21 protein-coding genes, 1 tRNA gene and 1 pseudogene are annotated in these 25,076 nt (G+C 59.7%); 10 read left to right on the top strand and 13 right to left on the bottom strand.

The genetic code is table 11. The features are described from left to right. Nucleotides 1–21 precede the first annotated feature (21 nt). The 6 genes from O3S81_RS21470 to speB form a co-directional block, all read right to left on the bottom strand. Nucleotides 22–1,500, bottom strand: coding sequence for an NAD-dependent succinate-semialdehyde dehydrogenase (locus tag O3S81_RS21470; protein ID WP_269346497.1), 1,479 nt, complete (start codon nt 1,498–1,500; stop codon nt 22–24). A 3-nt stretch (nt 1,501–1,503) separates the two neighbouring features. Further along, the gene (locus O3S81_RS21465) at nt 1,504–2,784 is read right to left on the bottom strand and encodes a 4-aminobutyrate--2-oxoglutarate transaminase (protein ID WP_269346495.1); all 1,281 of its coding nucleotides are present in this window, start codon (nt 2,782–2,784) and stop codon (nt 1,504–1,506) included. Between the two features lie 95 nt (nt 2,785–2,879). Then, entirely contained in the window at nt 2,880–4,472 is a 1,593-nt protein-coding gene (locus tag O3S81_RS21460) for a gamma-glutamyltransferase family protein (RefSeq protein ID WP_269346494.1), read from the bottom strand. An 11-nt stretch (nt 4,473–4,483) separates the two neighbouring features. Further along, nucleotides 4,484–5,866 (bottom strand): aspartate aminotransferase family protein, encoded by a 1,383-nt coding sequence (locus tag O3S81_RS21455; protein WP_269346493.1) that lies wholly within the window; start codon nt 5,864–5,866, stop codon nt 4,484–4,486. A gap of 104 nt (nt 5,867–5,970) precedes the next feature. Beyond that, complete coding sequence (locus O3S81_RS21450) at nt 5,971–6,810, bottom strand: lysine/arginine/ornithine ABC transporter substrate-binding protein (RefSeq protein ID WP_269346491.1); 840 nt, start codon at nt 6,808–6,810, stop codon at nt 5,971–5,973. 49 nt (nt 6,811–6,859) lie between these two features. Further along, nucleotides 6,860–7,921: an agmatinase gene (gene speB, locus O3S81_RS21445; RefSeq protein ID WP_269346490.1), complete on the bottom strand. Its 1,062-nt coding sequence runs from the start codon at nt 7,919–7,921 to the stop codon at nt 6,860–6,862. A 213-nt stretch (nt 7,922–8,134) separates the two neighbouring features. Here speB and O3S81_RS21440 point away from each other — a divergent pair, with 213 nt between their 5' ends. From O3S81_RS21440 to O3S81_RS21425, 4 genes are read left to right on the top strand one after another with little or no spacing between them, the layout of a single operon-like run. Then, entirely contained in the window at nt 8,135–8,839 is a 705-nt protein-coding gene (locus O3S81_RS21440; protein WP_269346489.1) for a GntR family transcriptional regulator, read from the top strand. A gap of 21 nt (nt 8,840–8,860) precedes the next feature. Beyond that, complete coding sequence (locus O3S81_RS21435) at nt 8,861–9,586, top strand: ABC transporter permease (protein WP_269346487.1); 726 nt, start codon at nt 8,861–8,863, stop codon at nt 9,584–9,586. Next, on the top strand, nt 9,586–10,290 hold the full coding sequence (locus O3S81_RS21430) for an ABC transporter permease (RefSeq protein WP_269346485.1): 705 nt from the start codon (nt 9,586–9,588) through the stop codon (nt 10,288–10,290). Before O3S81_RS21435 ends, O3S81_RS21430 begins: the two co-directional genes overlap by 1 nt. A gap of 11 nt (nt 10,291–10,301) precedes the next feature. Then, on the top strand, nt 10,302–11,108 hold the full coding sequence (locus O3S81_RS21425) for an ABC transporter ATP-binding protein (RefSeq protein ID WP_269346483.1): 807 nt from the start codon (nt 10,302–10,304) through the stop codon (nt 11,106–11,108). Between the two features lie 103 nt (nt 11,109–11,211). On the opposite strand, the gene O3S81_RS21420 is transcribed toward O3S81_RS21425, so the two are convergent. The 4 genes from O3S81_RS21420 to O3S81_RS21405 are packed head-to-tail and all read right to left on the bottom strand — an operon-like array spanning nt 11,212 to nt 15,776. Further along, the gene (locus O3S81_RS21420) at nt 11,212–12,051 is read right to left on the bottom strand and encodes an alpha/beta hydrolase (protein ID WP_269346482.1); all 840 of its coding nucleotides are present in this window, start codon (nt 12,049–12,051) and stop codon (nt 11,212–11,214) included. 17 nt (nt 12,052–12,068) lie between these two features. Then, entirely contained in the window at nt 12,069–13,532 is a 1,464-nt protein-coding gene (locus O3S81_RS21415; RefSeq protein ID WP_269346480.1) for an NAD-dependent succinate-semialdehyde dehydrogenase, read from the bottom strand. A gap of 19 nt (nt 13,533–13,551) precedes the next feature. Next, nucleotides 13,552–14,751, bottom strand: coding sequence for an iron-containing alcohol dehydrogenase (locus O3S81_RS21410; protein ID WP_269346478.1), 1,200 nt, complete (start codon nt 14,749–14,751; stop codon nt 13,552–13,554). Between the two features lie 20 nt (nt 14,752–14,771). Then, nucleotides 14,772–15,776: an Ldh family oxidoreductase gene (locus tag O3S81_RS21405; protein ID WP_269346476.1), complete on the bottom strand. Its 1,005-nt coding sequence runs from the start codon at nt 15,774–15,776 to the stop codon at nt 14,772–14,774. Between the two features lie 94 nt (nt 15,777–15,870). Between O3S81_RS21405 and O3S81_RS21400 the strand changes: the two genes are divergently transcribed. The 6 genes and pseudogenes from O3S81_RS21400 to O3S81_RS21375 form a co-directional block, all read left to right on the top strand. After that, entirely contained in the window at nt 15,871–16,563 is a 693-nt protein-coding gene (locus tag O3S81_RS21400) for a GntR family transcriptional regulator (RefSeq protein WP_269346475.1), read from the top strand. Then, complete coding sequence (locus O3S81_RS21395) at nt 16,560–18,158, top strand: sugar ABC transporter ATP-binding protein (protein WP_269346474.1); 1,599 nt, start codon at nt 16,560–16,562, stop codon at nt 18,156–18,158. The genes O3S81_RS21400 and O3S81_RS21395 overlap by 4 nt, the downstream gene beginning before the upstream one ends. Then, complete coding sequence (locus O3S81_RS21390; protein ID WP_269346473.1) at nt 18,118–19,119, top strand: ABC transporter permease; 1,002 nt, start codon at nt 18,118–18,120, stop codon at nt 19,117–19,119. The genes O3S81_RS21395 and O3S81_RS21390 overlap by 41 nt, the downstream gene beginning before the upstream one ends. A 30-nt stretch (nt 19,120–19,149) precedes the next feature. Further along, nucleotides 19,150–20,118: a substrate-binding domain-containing protein gene (locus O3S81_RS21385; RefSeq protein ID WP_269346471.1), complete on the top strand. Its 969-nt coding sequence runs from the start codon at nt 19,150–19,152 to the stop codon at nt 20,116–20,118. Nucleotides 20,119–20,181: 63 nt separating this feature from the next. Then, nucleotides 20,182–20,769: a DJ-1/PfpI family protein gene (locus tag O3S81_RS21380; protein WP_269346469.1), complete on the top strand. Its 588-nt coding sequence runs from the start codon at nt 20,182–20,184 to the stop codon at nt 20,767–20,769. Between the two features lie 222 nt (nt 20,770–20,991). Further along, nucleotides 20,992–21,146, top strand: a pseudogene (locus O3S81_RS21375) (IS3 family transposase); the annotation flags it as partial. 108 nt (nt 21,147–21,254) lie between these two features. Here the strand turns inward: O3S81_RS21375 and O3S81_RS21370 are convergent. From O3S81_RS21370 to O3S81_RS21360, 3 genes are all read right to left on the bottom strand, one after another. After that, nucleotides 21,255–22,457, bottom strand: coding sequence for a sensor domain-containing phosphodiesterase (locus O3S81_RS21370; protein ID WP_269346467.1), 1,203 nt, complete (start codon nt 22,455–22,457; stop codon nt 21,255–21,257). Between the two features lie 145 nt (nt 22,458–22,602). Then, the gene (locus O3S81_RS21365; RefSeq protein WP_269346465.1) at nt 22,603–24,534 is read right to left on the bottom strand and encodes a methyl-accepting chemotaxis protein; all 1,932 of its coding nucleotides are present in this window, start codon (nt 24,532–24,534) and stop codon (nt 22,603–22,605) included. A gap of 404 nt (nt 24,535–24,938) precedes the next feature. Beyond that, nucleotides 24,939–25,028: transfer RNA gene (locus tag O3S81_RS21360), tRNA-Ser, on the bottom strand. Nucleotides 25,029–25,076: the final 48 nt, after the last annotated feature.

The raw sequence follows: 25,076 nt of genomic DNA, 5'->3' as shown, positions 1-25,076 counted from the left end.
AAACATCACCGACATCCAGACTCATATGCTCAAACACAGATATTTAATCTCCGTGTAATCATCGAGGCCGTATCTTGAGCCTTCGCGCCCCTGCCCGGATTGCTTGACACCGCCAAAAGGCGCGACTTCTGTCGTAATCAACCCGGTATTGATGCCGACCATTCCGTATTCCAACGCTTCCGCCACGCGAAACACTCTTGAGAGGTCTCTGGAATAGAAATAGGAGCCCAGGCCGAATTCCGTATTGTTCGCCATGGAGATAACCTCCTCCTCAGTTTCAAAACGGAAGAGCGGGGCGACGGGACCAAATGTTTCTTCCCGCGCGATCCTCATGCCGGCATTCACGCCGGTTAGAACTGTCGGCTGGAAAAACAGGCCACCGAGCACATCCCGCCTTCCGCCAACGGAAACGGAGGCACCCTTGCCGAGGGCATCGGCAATATGCTCCTCCACTTTGGCCATGGCCTTCTCGGTAATGAGAGGACCGGTACTGACGTCCGGCGCGAAACCATCGCCGACCTTCAGCGCCGACACTTTTGCGGCAAGCTTTTCTGCAAATGCCTCGTAGACCCCCGCCTGGACATAAATCCGGTTGGCGCAGATGCAGGTCTGACCGTTGTTTCGGTATTTCGAAACCATGGCGCCTTCGACTGCGGCATCCAGATCGGCGTCATCGAAAACGATGAACGGGGCGTTGCCGCCGAGTTCCAGCCCCAGTTTCATGACCTGGTCGGCCCCCTGTCGCATCAATATCTTCCCGACATTGGTCGAACCGGTAAAGGTTAGCTTGCGCACCTTGTCGTTGGCAGTAAATTCCTTGCCGATCGCCACCGCATCCTGCGAGGTGATGACATTAAAGACACCGGCCGGCAGGCCTGCGCGTTCGGCAAGCACGGCAAGCGACAGTGCCGAAAGTGGCGTTTCCGCCGCCGGCTTCGACACCACGGCGCAGCCAGCCGCCGCTGCGGGGGCAAGTTTGCGACACAGCATGGAATTCGGAAAATTCCATGGCGTGATTGCCGCAACGACACCAACCGGCTGTTTGATGACGATGAGGCGCTTGTCCTGCTGATGTCCGGGGATGGTATCCCCATAAACCCGCTTGGCTTCCTCACCGAACCATTCGACATAAGCGGCGCCGGAGAGAATTTCGCCCTTTGCTTCGGCGAAGGGCTTACCCATTTCCATGGTGAGGATCGTTGCGAGATCGTCGGCGTTGGCCACAAGCAGATCATAGAGCTTGCGCAACACCATCGCCCGCTCTTTGCCGGTCTTTTTCGCCCACTGTTTCTGGGCCTGATAGGCCGCGTCTATGGCTCGTGCCGCCTCAGCGCTGCTCATATCTGGCAGCGTTGCGATGACCTCACCGGTGGATGGGTTGGTCACCTCGAAGGTCTTTCCGTCATCACTGGCACCGACCCACGCGTCACCGATGAGCGCCCTGGCCGTTGCAAGCGACGGGTCCTTCAGTTTTGACAGCAGCTTTTCGGAAATGGTCATGGGTCAGGCCTCCGCAGCACATTGCCGCAATGTCGTTTCGAGAATGCCGAGCGCTTCGTTGAAAATCCCGTCCTCGATGGTGATCGGCGCCAGGAAACGAATGACGTTTCCATAAACCCCGCAGGTCAACAGGATCAGACCGTTCTCCAGTGCCTTCTCGCGCACCTTGTTGGCGAAATCCGGGTTGGGCGCTGCCGAGCCGGGAACATTGAACTCGACGGCATTCATGAAACCCGGGCCGCGAACATCGGCTATCTGCGGAACGGTGTCGGTCAGCGACTGCAGTCTCTGTTTCAATCGGTTGCCGAGTTGCGTTGCCCGCTCGCTCAACCCTTCTTCTTCGATCACATCCAGCACGGCATTGCCGGCAGCGACGCCGATCGGGTTGCCGCCATAGGTTCCACCCAGACCACCCGGCCCCGGCGCATCCATGATCTCGGCGCGACCGGTAACAGCCGCAATCGGAAACCCTCCACCAAGCCCCTTGGCCATGGTGGTGATATCGGCAACCACGCCGAAATGCTCCATGGCAAAAAGCTTGCCCGTGCGGGCAAAACCGGTCTGAACCTCGTCGGCAATCAGCAGGATACCATGTTTGTCGGCGATTTCGCGCAGCTTCTGCATGAAGGCGCGCGGCACTTCGTAAAAGCCGCCCTCCCCCTGAACCGGCTCGATGATGAAGGCCGCGACACGACCGGGATCGACATCCGCCTTGAACAGCTTGTCGAGAACCGAAAGCGAGGCCTCCACCGTCTGGCCATGCAATTCGACGGGAAACGGAACGTGAAAGACATCGGGCATCATGGCGCCGAAACCGGCCTTATACGGAACGACCTTGCCGGTCAGCGTCATACCCATGAAGGTGCGGCCGTGGAATGCGCCGCTGAAGGCGATGACCGCGGAACGGTTGGTTGCCGCGCGGGCAATCTTGACGGCATTTTCCACCGCCTCGGCACCGGTGGTGACGAAAATCGTCTTCTTCCTGAAATTGCCGGGAACGGCCTGATTAAGGCGCTCGGCCAGACGCACGTAATTTTCGTAAGGCACGACCTGATGGCAGGTGTGGGTGAAATGATCGAGCTGATCCTTCACCGCAGCGATGACTTTCGGGTGCCGGTGGCCGGTGTTGACGACGGCGATGCCAGCCGCAAAATCGATGTAGCGCCGACCTTCGACATCCCAGATTTCAGCGTTCTGCGCCTTGTCGGCATAGATTTGGGTGGTAACGCCGACACCACGCGAAATCGCGTCGGCCCTGCGGGCGGCTATAGCCGAATTCGACATTGCTGTTCCTCCAATTGACCTGTGAGTGTTGGGCAGGCGCTTTTCCTCGTCGCCCGCGTCTGTTCTTGCGTGCCGCGCCAGCGGCTCAGCGCCGATCAATAACCGATCGCGCAACCATCCTTGCGGTGGTCGGATGCGCCGAGCAAAGACCCGTTATCCCAATCGATCCAGATTGCCTGCGCGCCGCCAATTGCCCAATTGGGCGGCTGCACGCTGAAACCACGCTCCGTGAAGACCTCGCCGACCTTGAGGCGAATATTTTCCTCCATCTCCACCTTCGCGGTTCCCGGCAGGGGAAACAGGCGCGGCAACTCGATTGCCGCCTGCATGTCCATGCCGTAATCGAACAATTTCGACAGGAACTGGGCGTGGCCCATGGCCTGGTAGTGGCCACCCATGACCCCGAAGGACAGCACGCTCCTGCCGTCTTTCGTCACCATGCCTGGAATGATCGTATGCATCGGCCGCTTGCGAGCGCCGATCGCATTCGGATGCCCCTCCTCCACAACGAAGCTCTGGCCGCGATTATGGAAAAGCACGCCGGATTTGGGGGCCATCAGGCCGCTGCCGTAAGGGTGGAAGATGGAGTTGATAAAGCTCACGCAATTGCGATCCTTATCGATGACCGAAATATAGACCGTGTCTGAGTGGGCAACCCCACCGACTATCGTCCTTGCATCGACCGGGCGCTTGAGATCGATCTTCGAGGCCAACTCGTCGGCGAGCGCATCCGAAAGCAGGAAATCCGTAGGCACACCCGATGAAGAAGGGTCGGCAAGCCACCGGTCACGGGCAGCATAGGCAAGCCGCGTCGCCTCCACTTCCCGCATCAGATTATCGGCATCAAGCGGGTCTCCAGCCGGCCTGTGCCGTTCCAGAATTTTAAGGATCATCAAGGCGATGATGCCCTGCCCGTTCGGCGGGCATTCATGCACCGTCCAGCCGCGATACTCCGCGCTGATCGGCGTCACATATTCGCCCGCTGCCTCGGCGAAATCCTCTTTCGTGTGAAGGCCGCCCTTCTCGCGCAGATAAGAAACCATCTCCTCGGCAACGGAACCGCGATAAAAAGCGTCGCGTCCATGTCGGCCGATCGCTTCAAGCGTATCGGCGAGTTCGGGCTGATACTGCACGGCTCCGACCTGCGGCACCTCATCGCCTGCAAGGAATGTGCGGCGCGTTGCAGGTTCGCGCAGGAGCATGGCCTTCTGGTGCGAAAGGTCCGACGCGACACGCGGCGTGATGGCGTACCCGCCCCGTGCAAGCGCGATCGCCTGCGACAGGATTTCGGACATCGACATGCGCCCATGGTCGGCGACAAGCCGCGTCCAGGCATCGACCGCCCCCGGAATGGTCACGGCATGCGGGGAAGAACGGTCGATCGCCTGAATGCCATTTTGCCTGTACCAGGAGAGCTCGGCCGCCGCCGGTGTGCGGCCGGAACCATTGAAGGCTGTTATCCTGTCGCCGCCGTTTGCCGCCAGAAGGGCGAAACAATCGCCGCCGATACCCGTCGATCCGGCTTCGACCACGCATTGAACGGCACAGGCTGCGACCGCCGCGTCGATTGCGGCACCGCCTGCCTTCAGGATTTCAATCGCGGCGAGCGTCGCCAGGGGATGAGAGGTGGCAGCCATGCCGTTGCGTGCAACGACAAGCGAACGTCCGGGCTGTTCAAAGTTCCGCATGGTTTTCCCCGTCAGATGAGATTGCTGGTCTTTGCCCAGTCATATGTTTCGTCGAGCGCTTTGGTCGAACGATCGAACATGTCGTCGATCTCCGCTTCGGTCATGATCAGCGGCGGGCAGAAGGAGAAGTTGTCGCCGAGCGCGCGTGTGATGACGCCGTGCGCCTGCGCGCGCTTGCCGGCATAGATCGCAACACCATCAGTGGGCTTGAACGCCTCCTTGGTCGCCTTGTCACGAACAAGTTCCAGCGTACCGATCATGCCGCGCCCGCGCACATCACCAACCAGCGGGTGATCTCGAAGCTCGTGCAGCCGTCGCTGAAACAGCGGGATGACGGAATTGACGTGGCCCAATATGTCCCGCTCTTCATAGATCTTCAGCGTTTCCAGCGCGACGGCCGTCGCAACCGGGTGGCCACTATAGGTGAAGCCGTGTCCGAAGGTGCCGATCTTCTGGCTTTCGGCTACCACCGCCTCGTGCACCCTGCCATTGATCATGACGGCAGAAATCGGCTGATAGGCCGCCGACAATTGCTTGGCCATGGTGATGATATCAGGCTTCATGCCGAAGCTTTCAGAACCAAACATGGTACCCAGCCGACCAAAACCGCAGATCACCTCGTCGGCGACCAGCAGGATGTCATAACGCGACAGGATGGCCTGGATTTTTTCGTAATAGGTCGCAGGCGGCACGATGCAGCCGCCCGATGCCATCAGGGGCTCGGCGAAAAAGCCACCGATGGTTTCCGGACCTTCCTTGAGGATCAGTTGCTCGAGCGATGCGGCACATCGGCTGGCAAATTCCTCTTCGGTTTCCCCTTCATGGCCATAACGGTAAAATTCAGGGCAATCCGTGTGGAGAATCCGGTCTATCGGCAGATCGAAGTCGCGGTGGTTGTTGGCAAGGCCCGTCAGGCTTGCGGAAGCGATCGTGACGCCGTGATAGGCCCTCTGCCGCGAGATGATCTTCTTCTTCTCCGGTTTGCCGATCGCATTGTGATAATACCAGACCAGCTTCATCGCCGTGTCGTTAGCTTCCGAACCGGAATTGGCGAAAAACACCTTCGACATCGGCACCGGCGAGAGCTTGATCAGGCGCTCGGCCAGTTCAATCGCCGTTTCATGCGATTTGCCGCCGAAGCTATGGTAGAAGGGCAATTCCTTCATCTGCCGATAGGCAGCGTCAACGAGACGCGCTTCGCTGAAACCCAGCGACGCGCAAAACAATCCACCCAGCGCCTCGATGTACCGGTTGCCATCATTGTCGATGACATAGACGCCTTCACCCTTGGCAATGACCATCGGGCCATCCTTCAGGTGTTGCGAGGCATTGGTATATGGATGAAGCACAAAGGCGGTATCGCGTGCTTCCAGTGAATTTAGCAGAGCCGTCACGTCGGTTTCTCCATCGGTCGTTCAAGGCGCGGGCGCGCATTCGGTCAGCCCGGCAATCTCCCAAGGTGCCTGCCGGGCCTTTATCTTGGTTACGATCGTCCGTCTTAGTTGACGGTCGTCTTGATCCATTTCTGGGCAAGCCTGTCGATCGTCCCGTCGGCCTTTGCCGCATCGATCGCCGTGTCGAACATCGACTTCAGTGCCGCGTCGTCCTTGCGCAGACCAACGCCGATGCCCTGGCCGAAGACGCCGCCGGTAAATGTCGGGCCGGCCAGCGTGTAGTCCTTGAATTCGGCTTTCCCGAGCGTTGCGCTCAAAGCCGTCTTCTGGGCAACGACGGCGTCGATACGCCCGGACTGAAGGTCGAGATCGTGCTGTTCGGTCGTCTTGTATTCGCGGGTTGTCACCGCATCCTTCAGATATTTGTCGAGGAATGCGACGTTGGCGGTCGAGACCTGGGCTCCGACGCTGCTGCCCTTGATGGCATCGCGCACCGGCTTCAGGGCGGCATCGACGGCAGCGGCGTCACCGTTCAGATCGACCGTTGTGCCGGTTCCCGGCAGCTTTGCCAGTGGTCCATCCTTCTGCACCATGAAGGTCGCAGCAGTGGACGCATAGGGCTTGCTGAAGGAAATAACTTCGAGTCGTTTCGGCGTGACGATCATCGACGCCATGATCGCGTCGAACTTCTTGGCGTTGAGCGACGGGATCAATCCATCCCAGTCCTGGGCAACAATGGTGCACTTGACCTTCATTTTGGCGCAGAGGTCGTTGGCGAGATCAACTTCGAAGCCGGCGAGCTTGCCGTCAGGCCCGGTGAAGTTCCATGGCTCGTAAGCACCTTCCGTCGCGATGGTGATTTCTTTGGGTGCCGACTGTGCATGGGCGCCGGTTGCTGCAAGCAGCATCGCGGCAGAGATGAGTTTCATTTTTTTCATTATCATTCCCCTTTGTTGGCCTCGCATCGATGCTCGGCGGTTGAATTTCAAATGTTCAGGCATTTCTCCCTGGTACTTTTCTGATTGTGAAAGCCTCCGCCGTCAGGCAAAGCAGTTCGAACAGGACCTGTGCGGCAACCTGCGCGGTGTTCGTCGAGGGATCGTATTGCGGCGCTATCTCGACCACATCGCCGCCGACAATATCGAGACCCTTGAGACCGCGAAGAATTCCGAGCGCCTGCGCAGAGGTGAGGCCACCCACCTCCGGCGTTCCGGTTCCCGGCGCAAACGCCGGATCGAGCGAATCCACATCGAAGCTGACGTAAGTGGGGCCGTCACCGGCGATTTCACGCGCCTTGGCGATCACCGCCTTCAGCCCCATTTCATCCACTTCCTCGGCGTGGATGACTGTCATTCCGGAAGCGTAGGAAAACTCCCAGAGATATTCGGAATTACCGCGAATGCCGATCTGGATCGTCCGTCGCGGATCGAGAACGCCGTCCAGCACGGCCTGCCGAAACGGGCCGCCATGGTGGAATTTGCACCCTTCGAAGGAGCCGCCCGTATCGCAATGGGCATCGATATGGATCATGCCGACCGGCCTGTCGCGCCCGATGGCGCGCAAAATCGGCAATCCCATAGAATGATCGCCGCCAACGGACAGTGGCACCACCCCGGCAGCAACGATCGAACCTATGAAGTGCTCGATATCTTCATGTGATGCGGCAAGATCGAAACGGCTGCGAAATGGCACATCGCCAACATCGGCAACACGGACATGGGCCGTCGGCACCGCCCTCAGAACATGTTCGTAGGGACCGACGCGCTCGACATTGCGGACCGCTCTTGGCCCGAACCGCGCACCTGGACGGTTGGTGACACCGAGGTCCATCGGCACACCCAGAAGCGCCACATCCAGCCCTTCGAATGAAGGCGCCAGATCCGGGCGATAGGGCGCGCGCAGCAGCGACGGCAACCCGCAATAGGGTGCCTGCCGGCTATCGCCCTCACCAAAAACGAGCCTGGCCACCTGCGCGAATTCAGGATCGAAGACATCCCCGCCGGATGCTTTGCCGAAGCGGGCGCGAAGCGCGTCCATGTCCAGAATTTCCGTCATTTACCCTCCCGAAACTCGTCTTTCAGCATCCGAACGAGCGCCGCAACTTTCATCTCTCAAGACCGAGAAAAGATGATTGATTGATGTGCTCAATGTTGTATACATATTTGTACATCAATTTGGATGCAAGCTCGAAATTTGAACCGGCCTTGCCGAAACGAACCAGAGCAAGCGACGGAAAGCTTCGCCAGTGGCGAGAGAAATGAGGCGACGGTGTCCGCAAAAGTTAACGAGCCCAAAGTTTCGCTGCGGGAAGCGACATATAGCCAGTTGAAGGATCTGATCCTCAACGGGCAGCTTCGCCCATCGGAGCGCCTTTCGGAAAACACGCTCGCCAAACGTTTCGGCGTGAGCCGGACCCCCCTTCGCGAGGCACTGATGAAGCTGGAAGAAGAAGGCCTGATCACCGGCCAGCGCAATCTCGGCTATACCGTCGCGGATCTCGATATAACCGGCTTCTGCAACCTTCTCGTCGTGCGCGAGGCAATTGACGTGTGTGCGGCGAAACTGGCCTGCGAGAAGGCAACCGACGAGGATCTGGACCGCCTGCGGGACGTCATCGACCAGATGGTGGCGCTGAAGGATACCGACACCATGGCGCCCTCGGCAGCGGCGGAGAACCTTCATCTCGGCCTCCACATCCACCGTGTCATTGCCGAGGCAACAAAGAACGACGCACTCGTCCGGGTAACGGACCAGATTTACCAGCAGCTTCGGCTGGCGCTGTGGCTCGAAGTTCTCTGGGTGGATCTCGAACATACCGACCTCGACGAGCACCGGGCAATTGCGGACGCCATTATCGCCCGTGACCCGGAAGCGGCCGCCAAGGCGGCCAGCGCGCACATACAAAGCTCCCTCAAGAACATGTCGAAGCTTGAGAGGATATGGCAGCACCGGCGACTATCCGGGCTGGCCTGAATTATAAAAAAAGGGGAACCAATGGATGCAATCAAAAACTATGTCGCGCTTGTCGGCTTCGGACAGGGAGGATGGGGCGGCCTTCTGGCCTCGGCAATGATGGTGACGATCGCCGTATCCGTGTGCGGTTTTCTAACCGGATCGGTGCTCGGCACGATCGTTGCCGGCATGAAGCTCTCATCGATCGCCCCGCTGCGCTGGATCGGCGGCTGCTACACGACCGTGCTGCGTGGCGTGCCCGATCTTCTCGTGGTCTATCTCTTCTATTTCGGCGGCGGTGCGCTGCTCAGCTACATCGGCGCCTTTGCCGGCTATGATGGTTACATCGGCATGCCGGCCTTCCTCACGGGAACGATTGCCCTCGGCATTGTCTCGGCAGCCTATCAGGCAGAAGTCCTGCGCGGCGCCTATCGCGCGGTTTCACGTGGAGAACTCGAAGCGGCGGATTCGGTCGGCATGCGGCCATGGCGGAAATTTCGCCGCATCGTTGTTCCGCTCGTGCTGCGTTACGCCACACCCGGGCTTGGCAACACCTGGCAACTGGTGCTGAAGGAATCGGCGCTGATATCCGTCACAGGCCTCGTTGAAATCCTGCGTCAATCGCAGATAGCCGCCGGTTCGACACGCAAACCATTCGAATTCTACCTCACGGCACTTGTCCTTTATCTGGTGATCACCTGGGTCTCCTCGATCCTGTTCGGGCGATTGGAAAACCGGACCATGCGCGGCTTCAGGAGGGCAATCTGATGGAAATCACCTTCCTTCTGGAAACCTTCGAGACACTTATCAAGGGATTGCCGCTGACTTTGAGCATGGCGGCGATTTCGATATCGGCGGGAACGCTGCTCGCAACAGGCCTCGCTGTCCTTGCCGTTTCCGGTGGCGTGGCCGGCAAGAAATTCGCCAGCGCCTATGTGTTCGTGTTCCGCGGCTCGCCTCTTCTGGTGCAGATATTCCTCATCTATTATGGGTTGGGACAGTTTCGCCCGACGTTACAGGCATGGGGCCTCTGGACGATCCTGCGCGAACCCTATTGGTGCGCCGTCATTGCGCTGACGCTCAACACCACGGCCTATTCCGGCGAGATTTTCCGCGGTGCGTTGCAATCGGTTCCGGCACAGCAGGTGGAAGCGGCACGCGCCTGCGGAATGTCCGGCCTCCTGCTTTTCAGGCGCATCATCTTCCCGATCGCCTTCCGGCAGGCGCTGCCCGGTTACGGCAACGAGATCGTCCTCATGGTCAAGGCGACGGCACTCGCCTCTGTTATCACGATCATGGAGGTAACGGGACTGGCCGGAAAGCTGATTGCCGACAGCTTCAGGGCCTTTGAAGTGTTCTGCGTCGCTGGTGCGATCTATCTGGCAATCAACCTAATACTCACGCGCATCGTCGCAATTGTCGAATACGGACTTTCACCGCACCTGCGTCTGCAACCGGCGCAAGCCGCATGAAGGAGGGAATAATGTCCAGCACAAAGCTGAACCCCGTCGCCGTCGAAGAAAAGAATGTGGCCGCTGTCTCGGTGCGCAATCTCCACAAGTCGTTTGGCCCGGTCGAGGTCCTCAAGGGTATCAATCTCGAAGCGCGGGAAGGAGACGTGATCTCCATTCTCGGTTCGTCCGGTTCCGGAAAATCGACCATGCTTCGCTGCGTGAACATGCTTGAGACGCCCGACAGCGGCGATATCACCATCGCCGGTGAAACCATCAGAATGAAAAAGCGCGGCAACAAGGCGGTGCCCGCGGACAGACGGCAGGTGGACCGTATCAGGCAACATGTCAGCATGGTTTTCCAGAGCTTCAATCTCTGGTCACACATGACCATTCTGGAAAACGTGATCGAGGCGCCGATCCACGTGCAGGGCCGTGACCGCGGCGAATGTATCGCGGAAGCGGAAGCCCTGCTCGAAAGGGTGGGGATTGCCGACAAGCGGCATGCCTATCCCGGCCATCTCTCCGGCGGCCAACAGCAGCGCGCTGCAATCGCCCGTGCGCTCGCCCAGCGGCCAAGGGTGATGCTGTTCGATGAGCCGACATCGGCGCTCGATCCCGAACTCGTCGGCGAAGTCCTGAAAGTCATGCGCTCACTCGCTGAAGAAGGACGGACCATGTTGGTGGTGACGCACGAAATGGCTTTCGCACGCGAGGTTTCCAACAAGGTCGTTTTCCTCCACAAGGGGCAAATCGAGGAAGAAGGCGAACCCGCGCAGATGTTTGCATCTCCGACGTCCGCACGGTTCAGTCAATTCCTGGCAACGGAACGACTTTAACGAGTAGAGCGACTGCTCACTACACCACTCTCGACCTGCCTCGCTGCGCTACAATATCTAGAGTGACGGCAGATGGAGAGACAGCCTGGTAATGAGGCCCGAGCTAGGCACCCGCGATCATATCGGCGAGACACTTGCCGAGCACCGAAGTTGGGTCGCCGAGTTCGAGCACGACGCTCATGTGGTTGCGGTGGGGCACATCCATGATCCTTGCAGACTGGCTTTGGTCCCGCAGCATCGTGTGAAGGCTGGCGGCCTGATCGAGGAAGGGTGATGTTTCATCGGCCCCGAATGCGATGAGCCGCATCGGGCATTCGACTGGGATCGCAGACAACGGCGACCATGCCTCCGCCTCCGCAGGCGTCATCCTCGCCTCGTCGCGCAGGAAACTGTCGGGTATTCCCGAGAGGTCGTAGATGCCGCTGAGCAGGAGAAGACCCTGCAAGGCCGGCAACGGTGCCGTTTCTACCTCCCTCGGGCCTCTCGCCGCCAGGAACGAGGCGAGATGCGCACCCGCGGAATGGCCGCTGACGGTGAGGCGTCGGGGATCGGCGCCGAAATCGCCGGCGTGCCGCTGCAGCCAGGAAACACCCCGTCGCACCTGATCGACCAGCACCTGGAGCCGCGCGCCGGGCATGAGGTCGTATTCGATCAGCGCCGCAACGCCGCCGGCAGCAAGAATGGGCGCTGCCACAAAGCGATAGTTTTCCTTTTCGCCCGAACGCCAGTACCCGCCGTGGACAAAGACGTGCAGAGGTGCTTTGGCGCTCGGCCGCTCCGGCAGGATGATGTCAATAACCTCCCGGCTGCCGGGACCATATCGTATGTCGGCCCGCACCTCCGCCCTGGCCGAAAGCTCCCGGCTGCGCGCCGCGAATTCGGCCGCAATTGCGTCAAAGTCAGGTACGAAGTCACGAATCCGGTAGAGGTCCTGTGGCGTCATCGTCTGTTCCTGCACGATCAATAATCCACTGCGTAATACTTTGCCTCCATGAATTCCAGTATGCCGGTAACGCCGCCTTCCCGGCCAAGGCCGCTCTGCTTGACACCGCCAAAGGGTGCGGCCGGATCGGACATCAGGCCCCTGTTGATACCAAGCATGCCGGTTTCCAGGCGCTTGCCCACCGCCAAAGCACGTTTCAGGTCACGACTGTAGATATAGGCGGCAAGACCATATTCGGTATTGTTCGCCAGCCGGACGGCATCATCCTCGCTCTCGAATTTGTAGACCGGCGCGACGGGGCCGAAGATTTCCTCGCGCGCGATTGCGGCATCGGTCGGAACGTTTTCGAGCACGGTCGGCGGATAGAAATAGCCGTTTTCCGCAAGCGGTTTGCCGCCGGTCGTCGCGCGCGCGCCCAATGCGATCGCGCCAGTCACGAGCCTGTCGATCTTGCGCACGGCGTTGGTGGTAATCATTGGGCCACATTGCGTGGCCGGATCATAACCCGGACCGATCTTCAGCGCCGCCATGCGCGCCGTGAGACCGGCGACGAAGGCGTCATGTATGCCCGCCTGAACATAGAAGCGGTTGGCCGCAGTGCAGGCCTCGCCGGCATTGCGCATCTTGGCAATCATCGCACCGTCAAGAGCGGCTTCCAGATCGGCATCGTCGAAAACGAGGAAAGGTGCGTTGCCGCCAAGTTCCATCGAACAACTGACCACCGACTTGGCGGCTTCAGCGAGAAGCGTGCGACCGACACCGGTCGAGCCGGTGAAGGAGAGTTTACGCACACGCGGATCGGCGAGCATGGCATTCGTCACCCCGCTCGGATTGCTGGTGGTCAGCACGTTGACGACGCCGGCCGGCACACCTGCCTCCTCGCCAAGCCGGGCCATGGCATAGGCCGTCAACGGCGTCTCGGAGGCGGGTTTCAGAATCACCGTGCAGCCTGCCGCAAGTGCCGGGCCGATCTTGCGGGTCGCCATGGCGGCTGGAAAATTCCATGGCGTAATCAGGACGGCGATCCCAATCGGCTCGTGGTCGACGAGGATGTGGTGCGAACCGGAAGGAGTGTGCCGGAATTCGCCTGGAATGCGCGTTGCCTCTTCCGCATACCAGCGGAAAAATTCGGCGGCATAGGCCACTTCGCCGCGTGCATCGGGCAGCGCCTTGCCGTTTTCCAGCGCAATGAGCGTGGCGAGTTCCTCGGCGTGCTGCGTCATCAGCTGGAACCAGCGGCGCAGGATTTCCGAGCGCTGCCGGGCCGGGGTGGCACGCCATGCGGTGGCCGCCGCCTCCGCCGCATCAACGGCGCGCATGGCGTCTTCGACGGAGGCATCAGCCACTTCAGCGAGCCTGTTGCCCGTCGATGGATCCATCACGGCTATTCCGCCGCCCTTGTGCCATTTGCCCCCGATATAAAGGCCCTCGGCGTGAAGGGCGGGATCGGCATAACCGGTGATCTTGGTGTGGAACGTCATGGCGGAGATCCTTGTTGATTCAGTTCAGGCGTGACCGGTCGCCATTATAGGCGGCGGCGACGAGGGTGTGCATTTCTTGCGGGTTCAGGGGCCGTGGATTGTTCTGTATCAGACGGGTGATGCCGATACTTTGTTCCGCCACCCAGCCGATCCGGCTCTCCTCAAGACCGAGCTCGCAGAGCGTCGACGGAATGCCGATCCGCGCAAACAGCGACAGGAGTTCGGGAATGACATCATCCGGCCCGTCGAGACCGGCGGCCTGCGCTATCCTCGCAAGCTCGGTTCGGATGACCGGCGCGTTCCAGGTCATGACATAGGGCATGAGGCAGGCGACGCCGAGGCCGTGGGCTGTATGGGTAAGCGCCCCGACAGGATACTGGATGGCGTGGGCAGCGGCGGTTCCCGCCACGCCGAAGGCAAGCCCCGCAAGCGTCGCGCCCAGCATCACCTTTTCACGCGCTGTCTGATCAGCGCCATTCCGGCAGGCGGCTTCAAGGCCCTGCCACAACAATGTTATGGCACTGAGCGCGAAGTGATCCGACATTTCGTTCTTGCCGACGAAAACGCGCTGCTGCGCGATGCCCGGAAAGGGGTCGCGCCGGATCGCCGTGAAGGCCTCGATCGCATGTGTCAGCGCGTCGGCACCGGCAATTGCCGTCAGTCCCGGCGGACAGGACAGGGTGAGTTCCGGGTCGCAGATGGAGACGGTCGGGATCAGATGGGGGCTCGAAATACCGACCTTCAGGCTGCGCTCGACATCGGAAAGCACGGCGACGGGTGTCACCTCCGAGCCTGTGCCGGCGGTGGTGGGAATGGCGATCAACGGCATCACAGCCCCCGGCACGGTGTGCTCGCCATAATAGTCCTGCGGCCTGCCGCCATGGGTGAGAAGCAGAGCCAGGCATTTTGCCATGTCCAGGCATGACCCGCCGCCGATGCCGATAACGAGATCGGGTGCAAAGCTGCGGGCACGCGCGGCGCTGCTTGCGGCGGAATCGACGGGAACGTCCGGAAGGGTGGAGCTGTCGACCAGGATTGCAAGACCGGCATCTTCAAGCTGCCGCACAAGCAGGAGGAAATCGTCATCCGTCGCGAGGCGTGTATCCGTGACGATCAGCGCCCGCTTACCGAGCCTCACGGCGATGCTGCCGAGGGCATGCCGCTGCCCGGCGCCGAAAAGCAGTTCGCGCGGCGCCCTCAATGTGCCGAAAAGGTTCATTCCGTGTCTCCTCCGATAATTCAGGCGGCCTCGAGCGCCATAAGCTGATCTAAAAGCGGCTGCGGCAGCTCTATTCCCGCGCATTGCGTCTCGGCGCGGCGCTGACGCGCGCCGTCCCCCGGGATTGCGACCGGACTGGCGGGATCGGCCGGGCGGGACAGGCGCAGACGGTCGAGATAGGTCGCAAGCGACCGGACGCTGCCATCTCCCGCTGCCGTATCGATAAGAATGAGAAGATCGCCCTTGTTGGCCGGATAGGTATCGTCAAGCGTTCCATGAACGTCGGGCGCGAGATCGGAACCGGCGAGCGCCGCGACCAGAAGTTCGATCGCGAGGCCGAGGCCGTAACCTTTCGCACCACCGAAAGGCGCTATCGCCCCGGTCTTGGCCGCCCGAGGGTCGGTGGTCGGGTGGCCTTCAGCGTCCATGGCCCAGCCAGACGGGATCGGCACTCCGCGCATTGCGTGATTGTTGATCTTGCCCATGGAAACGACACTGGTAGCGAGATCGAGCACGAAAGGCCGGTCACCAGCGGGTATGCCGATTGCGATGGGATTGGTGCCGAGCATTGCCTGCGTCCCGCCGAAGGGATGCACGAGCGCCTCACTGGTCGACATGACGACGCCGATCAGGCCGTCCCTTGCGGCGGCCTCCGCATAATAGGCCAGCATACCGATGTGATTGGCGTTGCGGATGGCAGCGACAGCGATTCCCGTTTCGCCCAACACGCTTCGCATGGTCTGCATCGTGTGCATCACCACCACGGGTCCGAGGCCACGGTCGCCGTCAACGCTGAGAAAAGATTTCCTGTGCCATGTCGCGGTCCCGTGTGCCCGGGCGTCTGCAATTCCCTTGTCCAGCCGGGAAAGAATGAGCGGCAGCCGTTGCAGGCCATGCGAAGGCAGCCCGCGCAGTTCGGCCTCGATAAGCAGATCAGCCTGGAGGCAAGCACTGTCGGGCGGGACGCGCCGCCCTTCGAGCAGGGCCGTCGCCAGACGCCGGAGCCGTTCCGGTTGCAGCTTCATCTTAAAATCCTATATCAGATCATATACGATATTGTATTTGACATACGATATCTTATTTGTAACAAATGCCGACGTGTCAAGAAGCAATTGGAGAGTGAAAGTGGCATTTACGGCGGAACGGGAGGCGAAAGCGGCAAGCATTCGCCCGAGCAGCGTGGTCGATGGCGTTTACGACAACATCTACCATCGGCTGATGTCCCTGGAGATCGCGCCCGGCGCGCGTATTCCGATCGATGTGCTGGCCCGCGAAATCGGCGTCTCCCAAACGCCGATCCGCGAAGCCTTGAGCCGTCTCGAGCGTGAAGGGCTTGTGCGCAAGGAGCATCTGGTCGGTTACAGCGCGGCGCCGCAGTGGACGAAAAAGCAGTTCGAGGATCTTTATGCCTTCCGTCTTCTGGTCGAGCCGGAAGCCGCAAGGCTCGCAACTCTCAACATGACCCCCGAGGCGTTGCGGCAGCTTGAAAATTCCGCAGCGGATATGGGCAATGGCGAGGCACCGGTTGACCGCAACACGCGGTATTCGCGCTTTGCCCGTGCGGACGCACAATTCCACGACAAGATTCTCAAGATTGCCGGAAACGATGTGATCCGCAGTACACTGTCGAACCAGCATGTCCATCTGCACATCTTCCGGCTGATGTTTCATACACGCGTGACGCAGGAGGCTCTCGAGGAGCACGAGAATTTGCTTGCGGCATTTCGGTCTGGTGATCCGCAGGCGGCGGTCGATGCCATGCGCATCCATATCGAACGTTCGCGCGACCGGTTGCTTTCGGCTTTCGAATGAACGCGGTCCTGTCGCCCCACCCCCTGGCGTCGCCGGAAAGTCCGGCGGTCGCAACCCTTCGGGCCGATGGGCTTTGTAAAGCCTATGGCCCGATCACCGTCCTGTCGGACCTGACGCTCGATGTCCGCGCCGGAGAGGTTCACGCCATCATCGGCGAAAACGGCGCCGGCAAGTCAACGCTGATGAAGCTGTTGTCCGGTCACGTCGCGCCGACGGAAGGCCGGCTGTTCATGGATGGCCAGCCGGTAGAGTTTCGCAACGCAGTGGAAGCGGAAAACGCCGGCATCGTGCTGGTGCATCAGGAAATCCTGCTCGCCGCGGACCTTACGGTTGCGGAAAACCTGTTTCTTGGACGTGAAGTCGGCCGTGGCCCGATGGTCGATGACCGGGCGATGAACCGCCGCACGGCCGAGCTGCTGGCAAGGGTCGGCTCGACGGCGCGCCCGCGTGACCGTGTCAGTGAATTGCCGCTTGCCCAGCGCCAGCTTGTGCAGATTGCACGTGCACTTCTCGACGACCGCAAGGTCGTCATTCTGGACGAGCCGACGGCGGTTCTGGCCAATGACGAGGTCACGGCGCTGCTCGATATCGTCAGGAGGCTGCGCGATCACGGTGTGGCGGTTCTTTATATCTCCCATCGTCTGGATGAGGTGCAGGCGCTTGCCGACCGCATCACCGTCCTGCGGGACGGCTGCATGATCGGCACCTGGCCGGCCGCCGGCCTCAGCCAGCGTGAAATGGCCGAACTCATGGTCGGGCGGGAACTGGAGATGCTTTATCCCCACAAACGCCCGCCTGCGGAAGGCGCGCCCATTCTCTCGGTCACGGATCTGGCGGTCGACCACGGCGCAGAAACCGCGAGCTTCAGCGTCCGTCCCGGGGAGGTGCTCGGCATCGGCGGCATGATTGGGGCCGGGCGTACCGAACTGATCGAAGGGCTGATGGGCCTTCGTCCGTCACGGGCAGGCAACGTCATCCTCAACGGCAAGGAGATCAAACACCGCTCGGTCCGAACGATGATGGAGGCTGGCCTTGTCTACCTGACTGAGGATCGAAAGGGAAAGGGCCTGCTTCTGGAGGAGAAGCTTGGCCCCAACCTGACGCTTCAGGCACTGGATACCGTCAATCCGCGCGCGGTTCTCGACAAGCGGCGCGAGCTTTCCCGCCTCGCGGATGCCGTGGCGGACTACGATATCCGCGTCCGGTCGCTGCGGCTGGAAGCTGGAAAACTTTCGGGAGGCAACCAGCAGAAACTGCTGCTCGCCAAGGTCATGCTTACCGACCCTTCGGTGGTGATCATCGACGAACCGACGCGCGGCATCGACATCGGCAACAAGAGCCAGATCTACGAATTCATCGACGCGATGGTGCGGGGAGGCAAGGCCTGCATCGTCATCTCGTCGGAAATGTCGGAGCTGGTGGGGCTCGCCGACCGCGTTCTCGTGATGCGGGCCGGCAGGATCGTCGCCGAACTTTTCGGCGCTGAAATCAATGAGGAAAATGTCGTCTACGCCGCCACGGTCGGTGGACGCGACGTCGTCGGGGAGGACGAACATGACCGCAGCGACAGCAACAACGACAATCATACCCGTTGACGAGGGCAACCGCATCCGCTGGGCGGATCTGGCACCCTTCATCGCGCTCGCCGTGATCGTCCTCATCGGCGCGCTGGTGAACTCCAATTTCGTGGCGTCGGCCAACCTGATCAACGTCATCACACGCAGCGCCTTCGTCGCCATCATCGCCGTCGGAGCGACCTTCGTGATCTCGTCAGGCGGTCTCGACCTGTCGGTCGGCTCCATGATGGCCTTCGTGACCGGCATCATGATCATGGTAATGAACCATCTCGCCCCGTCTTTCGGCGGCTGGGCCATCCCGATGGGAGCGGGCGTGGCGCTGATGGTCGGTGCGCTCTGCGGACTGTTCAATGGCCTGATCGTGACGGTGGGACGCATCGAGCCCTTCATCGTGACGCTCGGCACAATGGGGATTTTCCGCGCCTTCATCACCTTCATGACGAATGGCGGTTCGCTGCCCATCGACCGTGGTCTGCGCGATGCCTATCGGCCGGTCTATTTCGGCAGCATTTTCGGCATTCCCTATCCGGTGCTCATTACCTTCGTCGTCGTCATGATCGGCGCGTTCCTGCTTTACAAAACCAAATATGGCCGCCGCCTGACATCGGCCGGCTCCAATGTCGAGGTCGCGCGCTTTTCCGGCGTCAACGTCGCGGCCGTGCGCACCGGCGCCTACGTCATTCAAGGTGTCTGCGTGGCGATTGCGGCGATCTGTTACGTGCCGCGCCTGGGTGCAGCGACGCCGACGACCGGACAGCTGTGGGAACTGCAGGTCATCACCGCCGTCGTGATCGGCGGCACCCTTCTTCGCGGCGGGCGTGGGCGCATCGGCGGCACGGTGGCCGGCGCGCTCATTCTCGAGGTCATCGCCAACGTCATGGTCCTCTCGGACATGGTCTCGGAATACCTCGTCGCCGCCGTACAGGGTGCGATCATCATCATCGCCATGCTGGCGCACCGCTTTACTGCCAACCGCTGAAAACAGCACTGACTTCAAAAGGAGGAGAAAATGAAGTCTATTATCCAGAAAGCCGGACTGTTGTTATCAACTGCCGCATTGGCCCTTGTCCTGCCTCTTGGCGGTGCTCAGGCCGAAGACAAGAAGGTGACGATCGCCGTGTCGATCCCCGCCGCGACGCATGGATGGACGGGGGGAGTCGTCTATCATGCCGAACAGGCCGAAAAGGAAATCGAGGCCGCCTTCCCGAACATCGACGTGGTGCTGTCGACGGCGGCTTCGGCCACCGCGCAGGTCTCGGCGCTTGAGGATCTTTCGGCAAGCCGCAAACTTGATGCGCTCGTCATCCTGCCCTTCACGTCCGAGGAACTGACCGGCCCGGTAGAGCAGATCAAGCAGAAGGGCACCTTCATTTCGGTCGTTGACCGTGGTCTGACCGATCCGAGCGTGCAGGATCTTTATGTCGCCGGCGACAACATCGCGGTCGGCGCCAACACGGCCCACTGGCTCGTGGACAAGCTGGGTGGCGAGGGCCAGATCGTCGTGTTGCGCGGTATCCCGACTGTCATCGACGACGAGCGCATCAAGGGCTTCTCTGACGTCGTCAACAAGAGCAATATCAAGACCCTCGACATCCAGTATGCCAACTGGAACCAGGACGAAGCCTTCAAGCTGATGCAGGATTATCTGGCGAAATATCCGAAGATCGATGCCGTCTGGGCCAATGACGACGACATGCTGCTCGGCGTTCTCGAGGCTGTCGACAATGCCGGACGCAAGGACATCAAATATGCTCTCGGCGGCAACGGCATGAAGCAGGTCATCGAGATGGTGAAGGAGAAGAACGTGCGCACGCCGATCTCGACACCTTACCCGCCATCGATGATCAAGTCGGCAATATATATGACGGCCGCGCAGTTCAACGGACAGGCGCCGGTGCGGGGTTCGTTCCTGCTCGGAGCGCCGCTGATCACGCCGGAAAATGCCGATCAGTTCTATTTCCCCAATTCCCCATTCTGATCCGAAACGGTGCCCGGCCGGCTCCGGGCACCACCCAAAATCAATGACAACAGGAGACATGACATGAGTGGCAAGAAAATCCTCATGCTGACAGGCGAGTTCACCGAGGAATATGAAATCTTCGTGTTTCAGCAGGGGATGGAAGCAGTGGGCCATACAGTCCACGTCATCTGCCCTGACAAGAAGGCCGGTGACCGCATCAAGACCTCGCTGCACGATTTCGAGGGCGACCAGACCTATACGGAAAAACTCGGCCATTATGCCGATATCAACAAGACGTTTTCCGAAGTCCGGGTCGAGGATTATGATGCGGTCTATGCCGCCGGCGGTCGCGGTCCGGAATATATCCGCACCGACAAGCGCATTCAGGCCATGGTTCGCCATTTTCACGAGACCGGAAAACCGATCTTCACCATCTGCCATGGCGTGCAGATCCTGATGGCCGTGCCGGGCGTGCTCAAGGGCCGGAAGGTCGCGGGTCTCGGCGCCTGTGAGCCTGAGGTGACGGCCGTCGGTGGCATCTATATCGACGTGAAGCCCACCGAAGCCCATGTCGACGGGAACCTGGTTTCGGCCAAGGGCTGGACCGGGCTTGCCGCATTCATGCGCGAATGCCTGAACGTGCTGGGTACCAAGATCACACACAGCTAGCCGCCAATGAACAGCAACGCGGCCGCTGGGTATCCGCCCGGCGGCTAAGGTTCGTCCTTCCGGGCCTCAATTGGAGAAGGCTCACGAAGTCCCGAGATCCATATCGACGGCATTCGACACCATTCATGTTGCAGCTTGCCCGGATAGCCGAAACGGCGGCATCGGACGACGTGATGCCCGGGGAACCTATGGCGTTTCGGCCAACGGTCTCCCTAAGACCCGGTCATCCATTGGCGCGGGCCGTGGAGGAACTTCGAAGCGATGCAATTCGCCACTTTGGAACAGGGCGACTGTTCAGCCACCGACGCCTCCTGGAGCCCACCGAAAACATACCGTCAGCCGGAACCGAAGCACAGAAGCACAGAAGCGTAGCATGACGTCATTCTGAACGCACCAGCCATGGCTGCATGACTTAAACCAAATGGCCTCCGGCAAACCCGGTGTGGTTCGCCTTGTCGTTTAAGGCCGGCCTTGGACGATTCAGACTAGATAAGGTTTGCCTTGAGCCGATTTTCTTCGGTAACGTCGATCGAGACTATCGAATAGCCGATCTCCTTGCCGCCGAGGTCGAGAACCCTGGTATTAATGACTTGAATGTCGCGGGTTCCGACAACATATTCCCGAATGACGGGCTCCCCTGTTGCCGCTGCTTCCATCAACACCGTGATGACTGATTCCAGCACTTCACCTTCCAAGAGGTCATAGATCGTCTTGCCTTCAATTTCCACGCCGGTCAGACCCAGTATGCTGCCAAAGCGATCATTGACGCGGACGTGCCTAAAGTCCATGTCCAGGAAACACAGCCCGACCGGTGCTTGCTCATAGAGGCTGGCAAGTTGGTGGAATTGCTGGAACGGCGAGATATCTAAGGATCGGCCGCTTGCGTTGACGACACCCCGGCGATTGAGCTTGCAGAGTGCTTGGTGAGCCGGCAAGCCCTTGCTGTAAAGCCATCCCTGCGCAAGATCGCAACCGAGATTGCGCAAGATGGATTCTTCGTCCGCAGTTTCGACTCCTTCGGCAACAACGGTCATGCCCAGGCTTTGGCCAAGGCCGATCACTGCCGCCGCGATACGGCGCTTGCTCGGTTCGACGTCGAGAGTACTCACGAAACGTTTGTCGATCTTCAGCTTATGAAAGGGGAAGGATTCCAGGCGGGCAAGGCTGGAATAGCCAGTCCCGAAATCATCAATGCCGATCTTTACGCCGAGGGCGTTCAGTTTATGCAGGGTTCTATAAGCCTGATCATCGTCGGAGAGCAACGACCCTTCGGTGACTTCCAGCTCTACCCGATTCATCGGGAAACCAGTGGTAGCGATGATTTCGGAAAGACGGTGCGGAAAATCCTCGTTTGTGAGTTGAAGCGGCGAGATATTGAAGGCGAGTGAGAATTGGCCTGGCCAGCCGATGGCCTCGCGGCAGGCACGGCTTATAAGGGCGTCCGAAAGGATATCTATCAGGCCATATTGCTCCAGACGCGGGATGAAGGTCATGGGGCTTGTTTCAGCGGTACTCGGTTCGCCCCAGCGGGCCAGGATTTCAAAGCCAGCGACGTTGCCAGATCGAATATCCACGATCGGTTGAAAGGCCGGCCACACATGTCCTTGATCGATGCCAGCCATGAGCAGCTTGTGCAGAGCGGTCTTGCCGGCGGTTTCGACTGTGGCGATTTCAGGATTACTTTGCATGGCACTGGCGCTCTATTTGCATGGCGGGTTGTTTCAACGATCGTGATCTACCCGGCCCCTCGCGATCTGGTCGAACGGAGAGTGCTGGCCAGGCGGGAGGGCGACGGCCTCCAAACCCCGCCCGCAGCGCTATACTGTTCATTCATCAGAACTCCTCCCAGTTGTCCTGCTTGAGGGCGGCATTCCCCGCAAAAGCGCTGGCGACCTTGCGGACGATAGCCCTTGCCGGTGAGGCAACCGCTTTCTCAACTGCTGCCGAAGGGTGAACGGCAGCTCGCACATGTGTTGGTCCCGAGAGTTTGAAAAGTCTCAGGAGCTCGTTGAGCGAAACTACCTCGCGCGACAGGCTGTGGGTCGCAGCGGTTGTCTCCTCGACCATGGCCGCGTTTTTCTGCGTGTTCTGATCCATTTCGTTAATGGCGGTGTTGATTTGTTGAAGACCTGAAGACTGTTCCTGTGCGGCATCGACAATTGCACTGACGTGTCGATTGATCTCCTGCACCTCCGAAACGATAGTCTCAAGCGCGCGGCCTGTCTCATCAACAAGCTGGACACCCTCCTGTACCTGGCCGTTGGATGCATTGATTAGTGTTTTGATCTCTTTGGCGGCACTGGCAGAACGCTGGGCAAGCTCACGTACTTCCTGGGCGACGACAGCAAAACCCTTTCCGGCATCGCCCGCGCGGGCGGCTTCGACACCCGCATTCAGGGCCAACAGATTGGTCTGGAAGGCGATCTCATCAATCACGCCGATGATGTTGCTGATCTCGCTGGAGGACTTTTCAATCTGCCCCATGGCGATGACAGCGCGCCGTACGACCTCACCAGATTGTTCCGCACCGACTTTGGCTCGGCTGACAAATTGACCGGCTTCCTGCGCACGCCTGGTTGAATCTCTAACAGTGGTGGTGATTTCTTCGAGTGCGGCGGCAGTCTCCTCGACGGCGGCGGCCTGTTGCTCGGTACGTCTGGCAAGATCGTCGGCCGCAGATCGGATTTCGTTCGAGCCACTTTCGATAGCACGGGCATTCTCGGCCACCTGTGTCAGCGCGGTTTCGAGCTTCTCCGCCGACCTGTTGAAGTCCTGCCGAACGTGATCCATCTGGCCGACAAACACGTCAGTGATGCGATAGGAAACATTGCCATCGGCAAGGGCTGCGAGGCCTGCGGCAACATGGTTAGATGCGAATTCGATATCGCCAGCATCTTTGGCACGCTGTTGTTCGCGCTCAACCCGCTCTCGCTCCGACAGGCTGCGATTGACTTCAACCTCCCGCTCCAGTCGGATGCGCTCCAGGGCATTGTCGCGGAATACCGCGACGGCTTTAGCCATCTGGCCGATTTCGTCCCTGCGATCCGCTCCGTCGACCTCAGCACCCGTCTCGCCGCCTGCCAGCGACGTCATTCGTTCCCGAAGGCGCGCAACGGGCGTCGTGATACCCCGCGAGGAGATGAACAGGCCAAATCCAATCAAGACTAGAGATACAAGGATCAATCCAGCTATACCGATAACAATCGTGGAGTTGGTGAGCTGCGTCAGGCGCTCACGACCTTGGTTCATCGACGCTATCAGTTGCTCGTTACCGGCGCTGATCTTCGGTGACACTTCTCCCAGTTTTTTCAGGAGATCCAGAGCCATTTGCTGAGCCTGAGCTTGTTGACCAGCCTGGACCAGACTGATGACCTTATTGCCGATTTCTTCTACTTCAGCGACACCCTTCAATATATCACGCGCAGCATCCGCGCGCGCGGGAACCAATTGAACGATCGTGTTCTGCCGCTCTTCAAGCTGTTTCCTGTCGGCTCTAAACGTCTTGACGGCCGCTTCGAAATCACTGCCCTTTGGATCTGTCAGGCTGGCGCGGAGCATCTGCATTCCCAGCGCGTTGAGATTGCCACTTGTCCTGGCATTCAACACTGCCGCGAGCGCGTCATTTGCGATGAAGTTACTGTAGTTGCTGTCCGTATTCTTGTATTGCAGGCTGACATAGGTCAGGCCGAGCAGCGAAGCCAGGCTTGTTAGCGCGATAACGGCCACGACTTTCGTTTGGATTTTGGTGTTTTTCAGGAGCGACATTTCAGACCTCATGGCAAACTTCGTCAAGCTGCCGGAAAGGCACTTGGCTGGAGACAGAGAAACATTGCAGATGATTGCGCTCGGTCATCGGACGCCAGTCGCCAGACAGTTGCTCCACCAAAAGCAGTCGCAAATCTGAGTGACATTTTCGCCCCAACGATACAGTGAGGCCTGCCTTTGCAACCTTTACGAAATTTCTGAATTAAGTATTACTATTGTTGATTGTTGACGAGAAATTCGCGCGCCAACTTCAACGAACACATTGGAGGTGCCTGGACATGTACCGAAAGGTGTACCGGGCGCGATACCCGCATGATTTTCACTCTTCAAGGGCCGCTGGCGAGCAGATATTTTACGAGGAGATCCAAGGCTTTACAGGTAGCTGGCGGAGAGTGATCAGAGCTTGGCGGAGAGGGTGGGATTCGAACCCACGATACCCTTGCAGGTATGCCGCATTTCGAGTGCGGTGCATTCGACCACTCTGCCACCTCTCCGCATGCGCGAACGCTTGCGTTGCGCGCTCCTCTTAAACATCAATGGTC

This window comes from Agrobacterium sp. SOY23, from assembly GCF_027212525.1.
Classification (GTDB): domain Bacteria; phylum Pseudomonadota; class Alphaproteobacteria; order Rhizobiales; family Rhizobiaceae; genus Agrobacterium; species Agrobacterium tumefaciens_I.
This window is presented reverse-complemented; position numbering and strand designations above follow the sequence as displayed.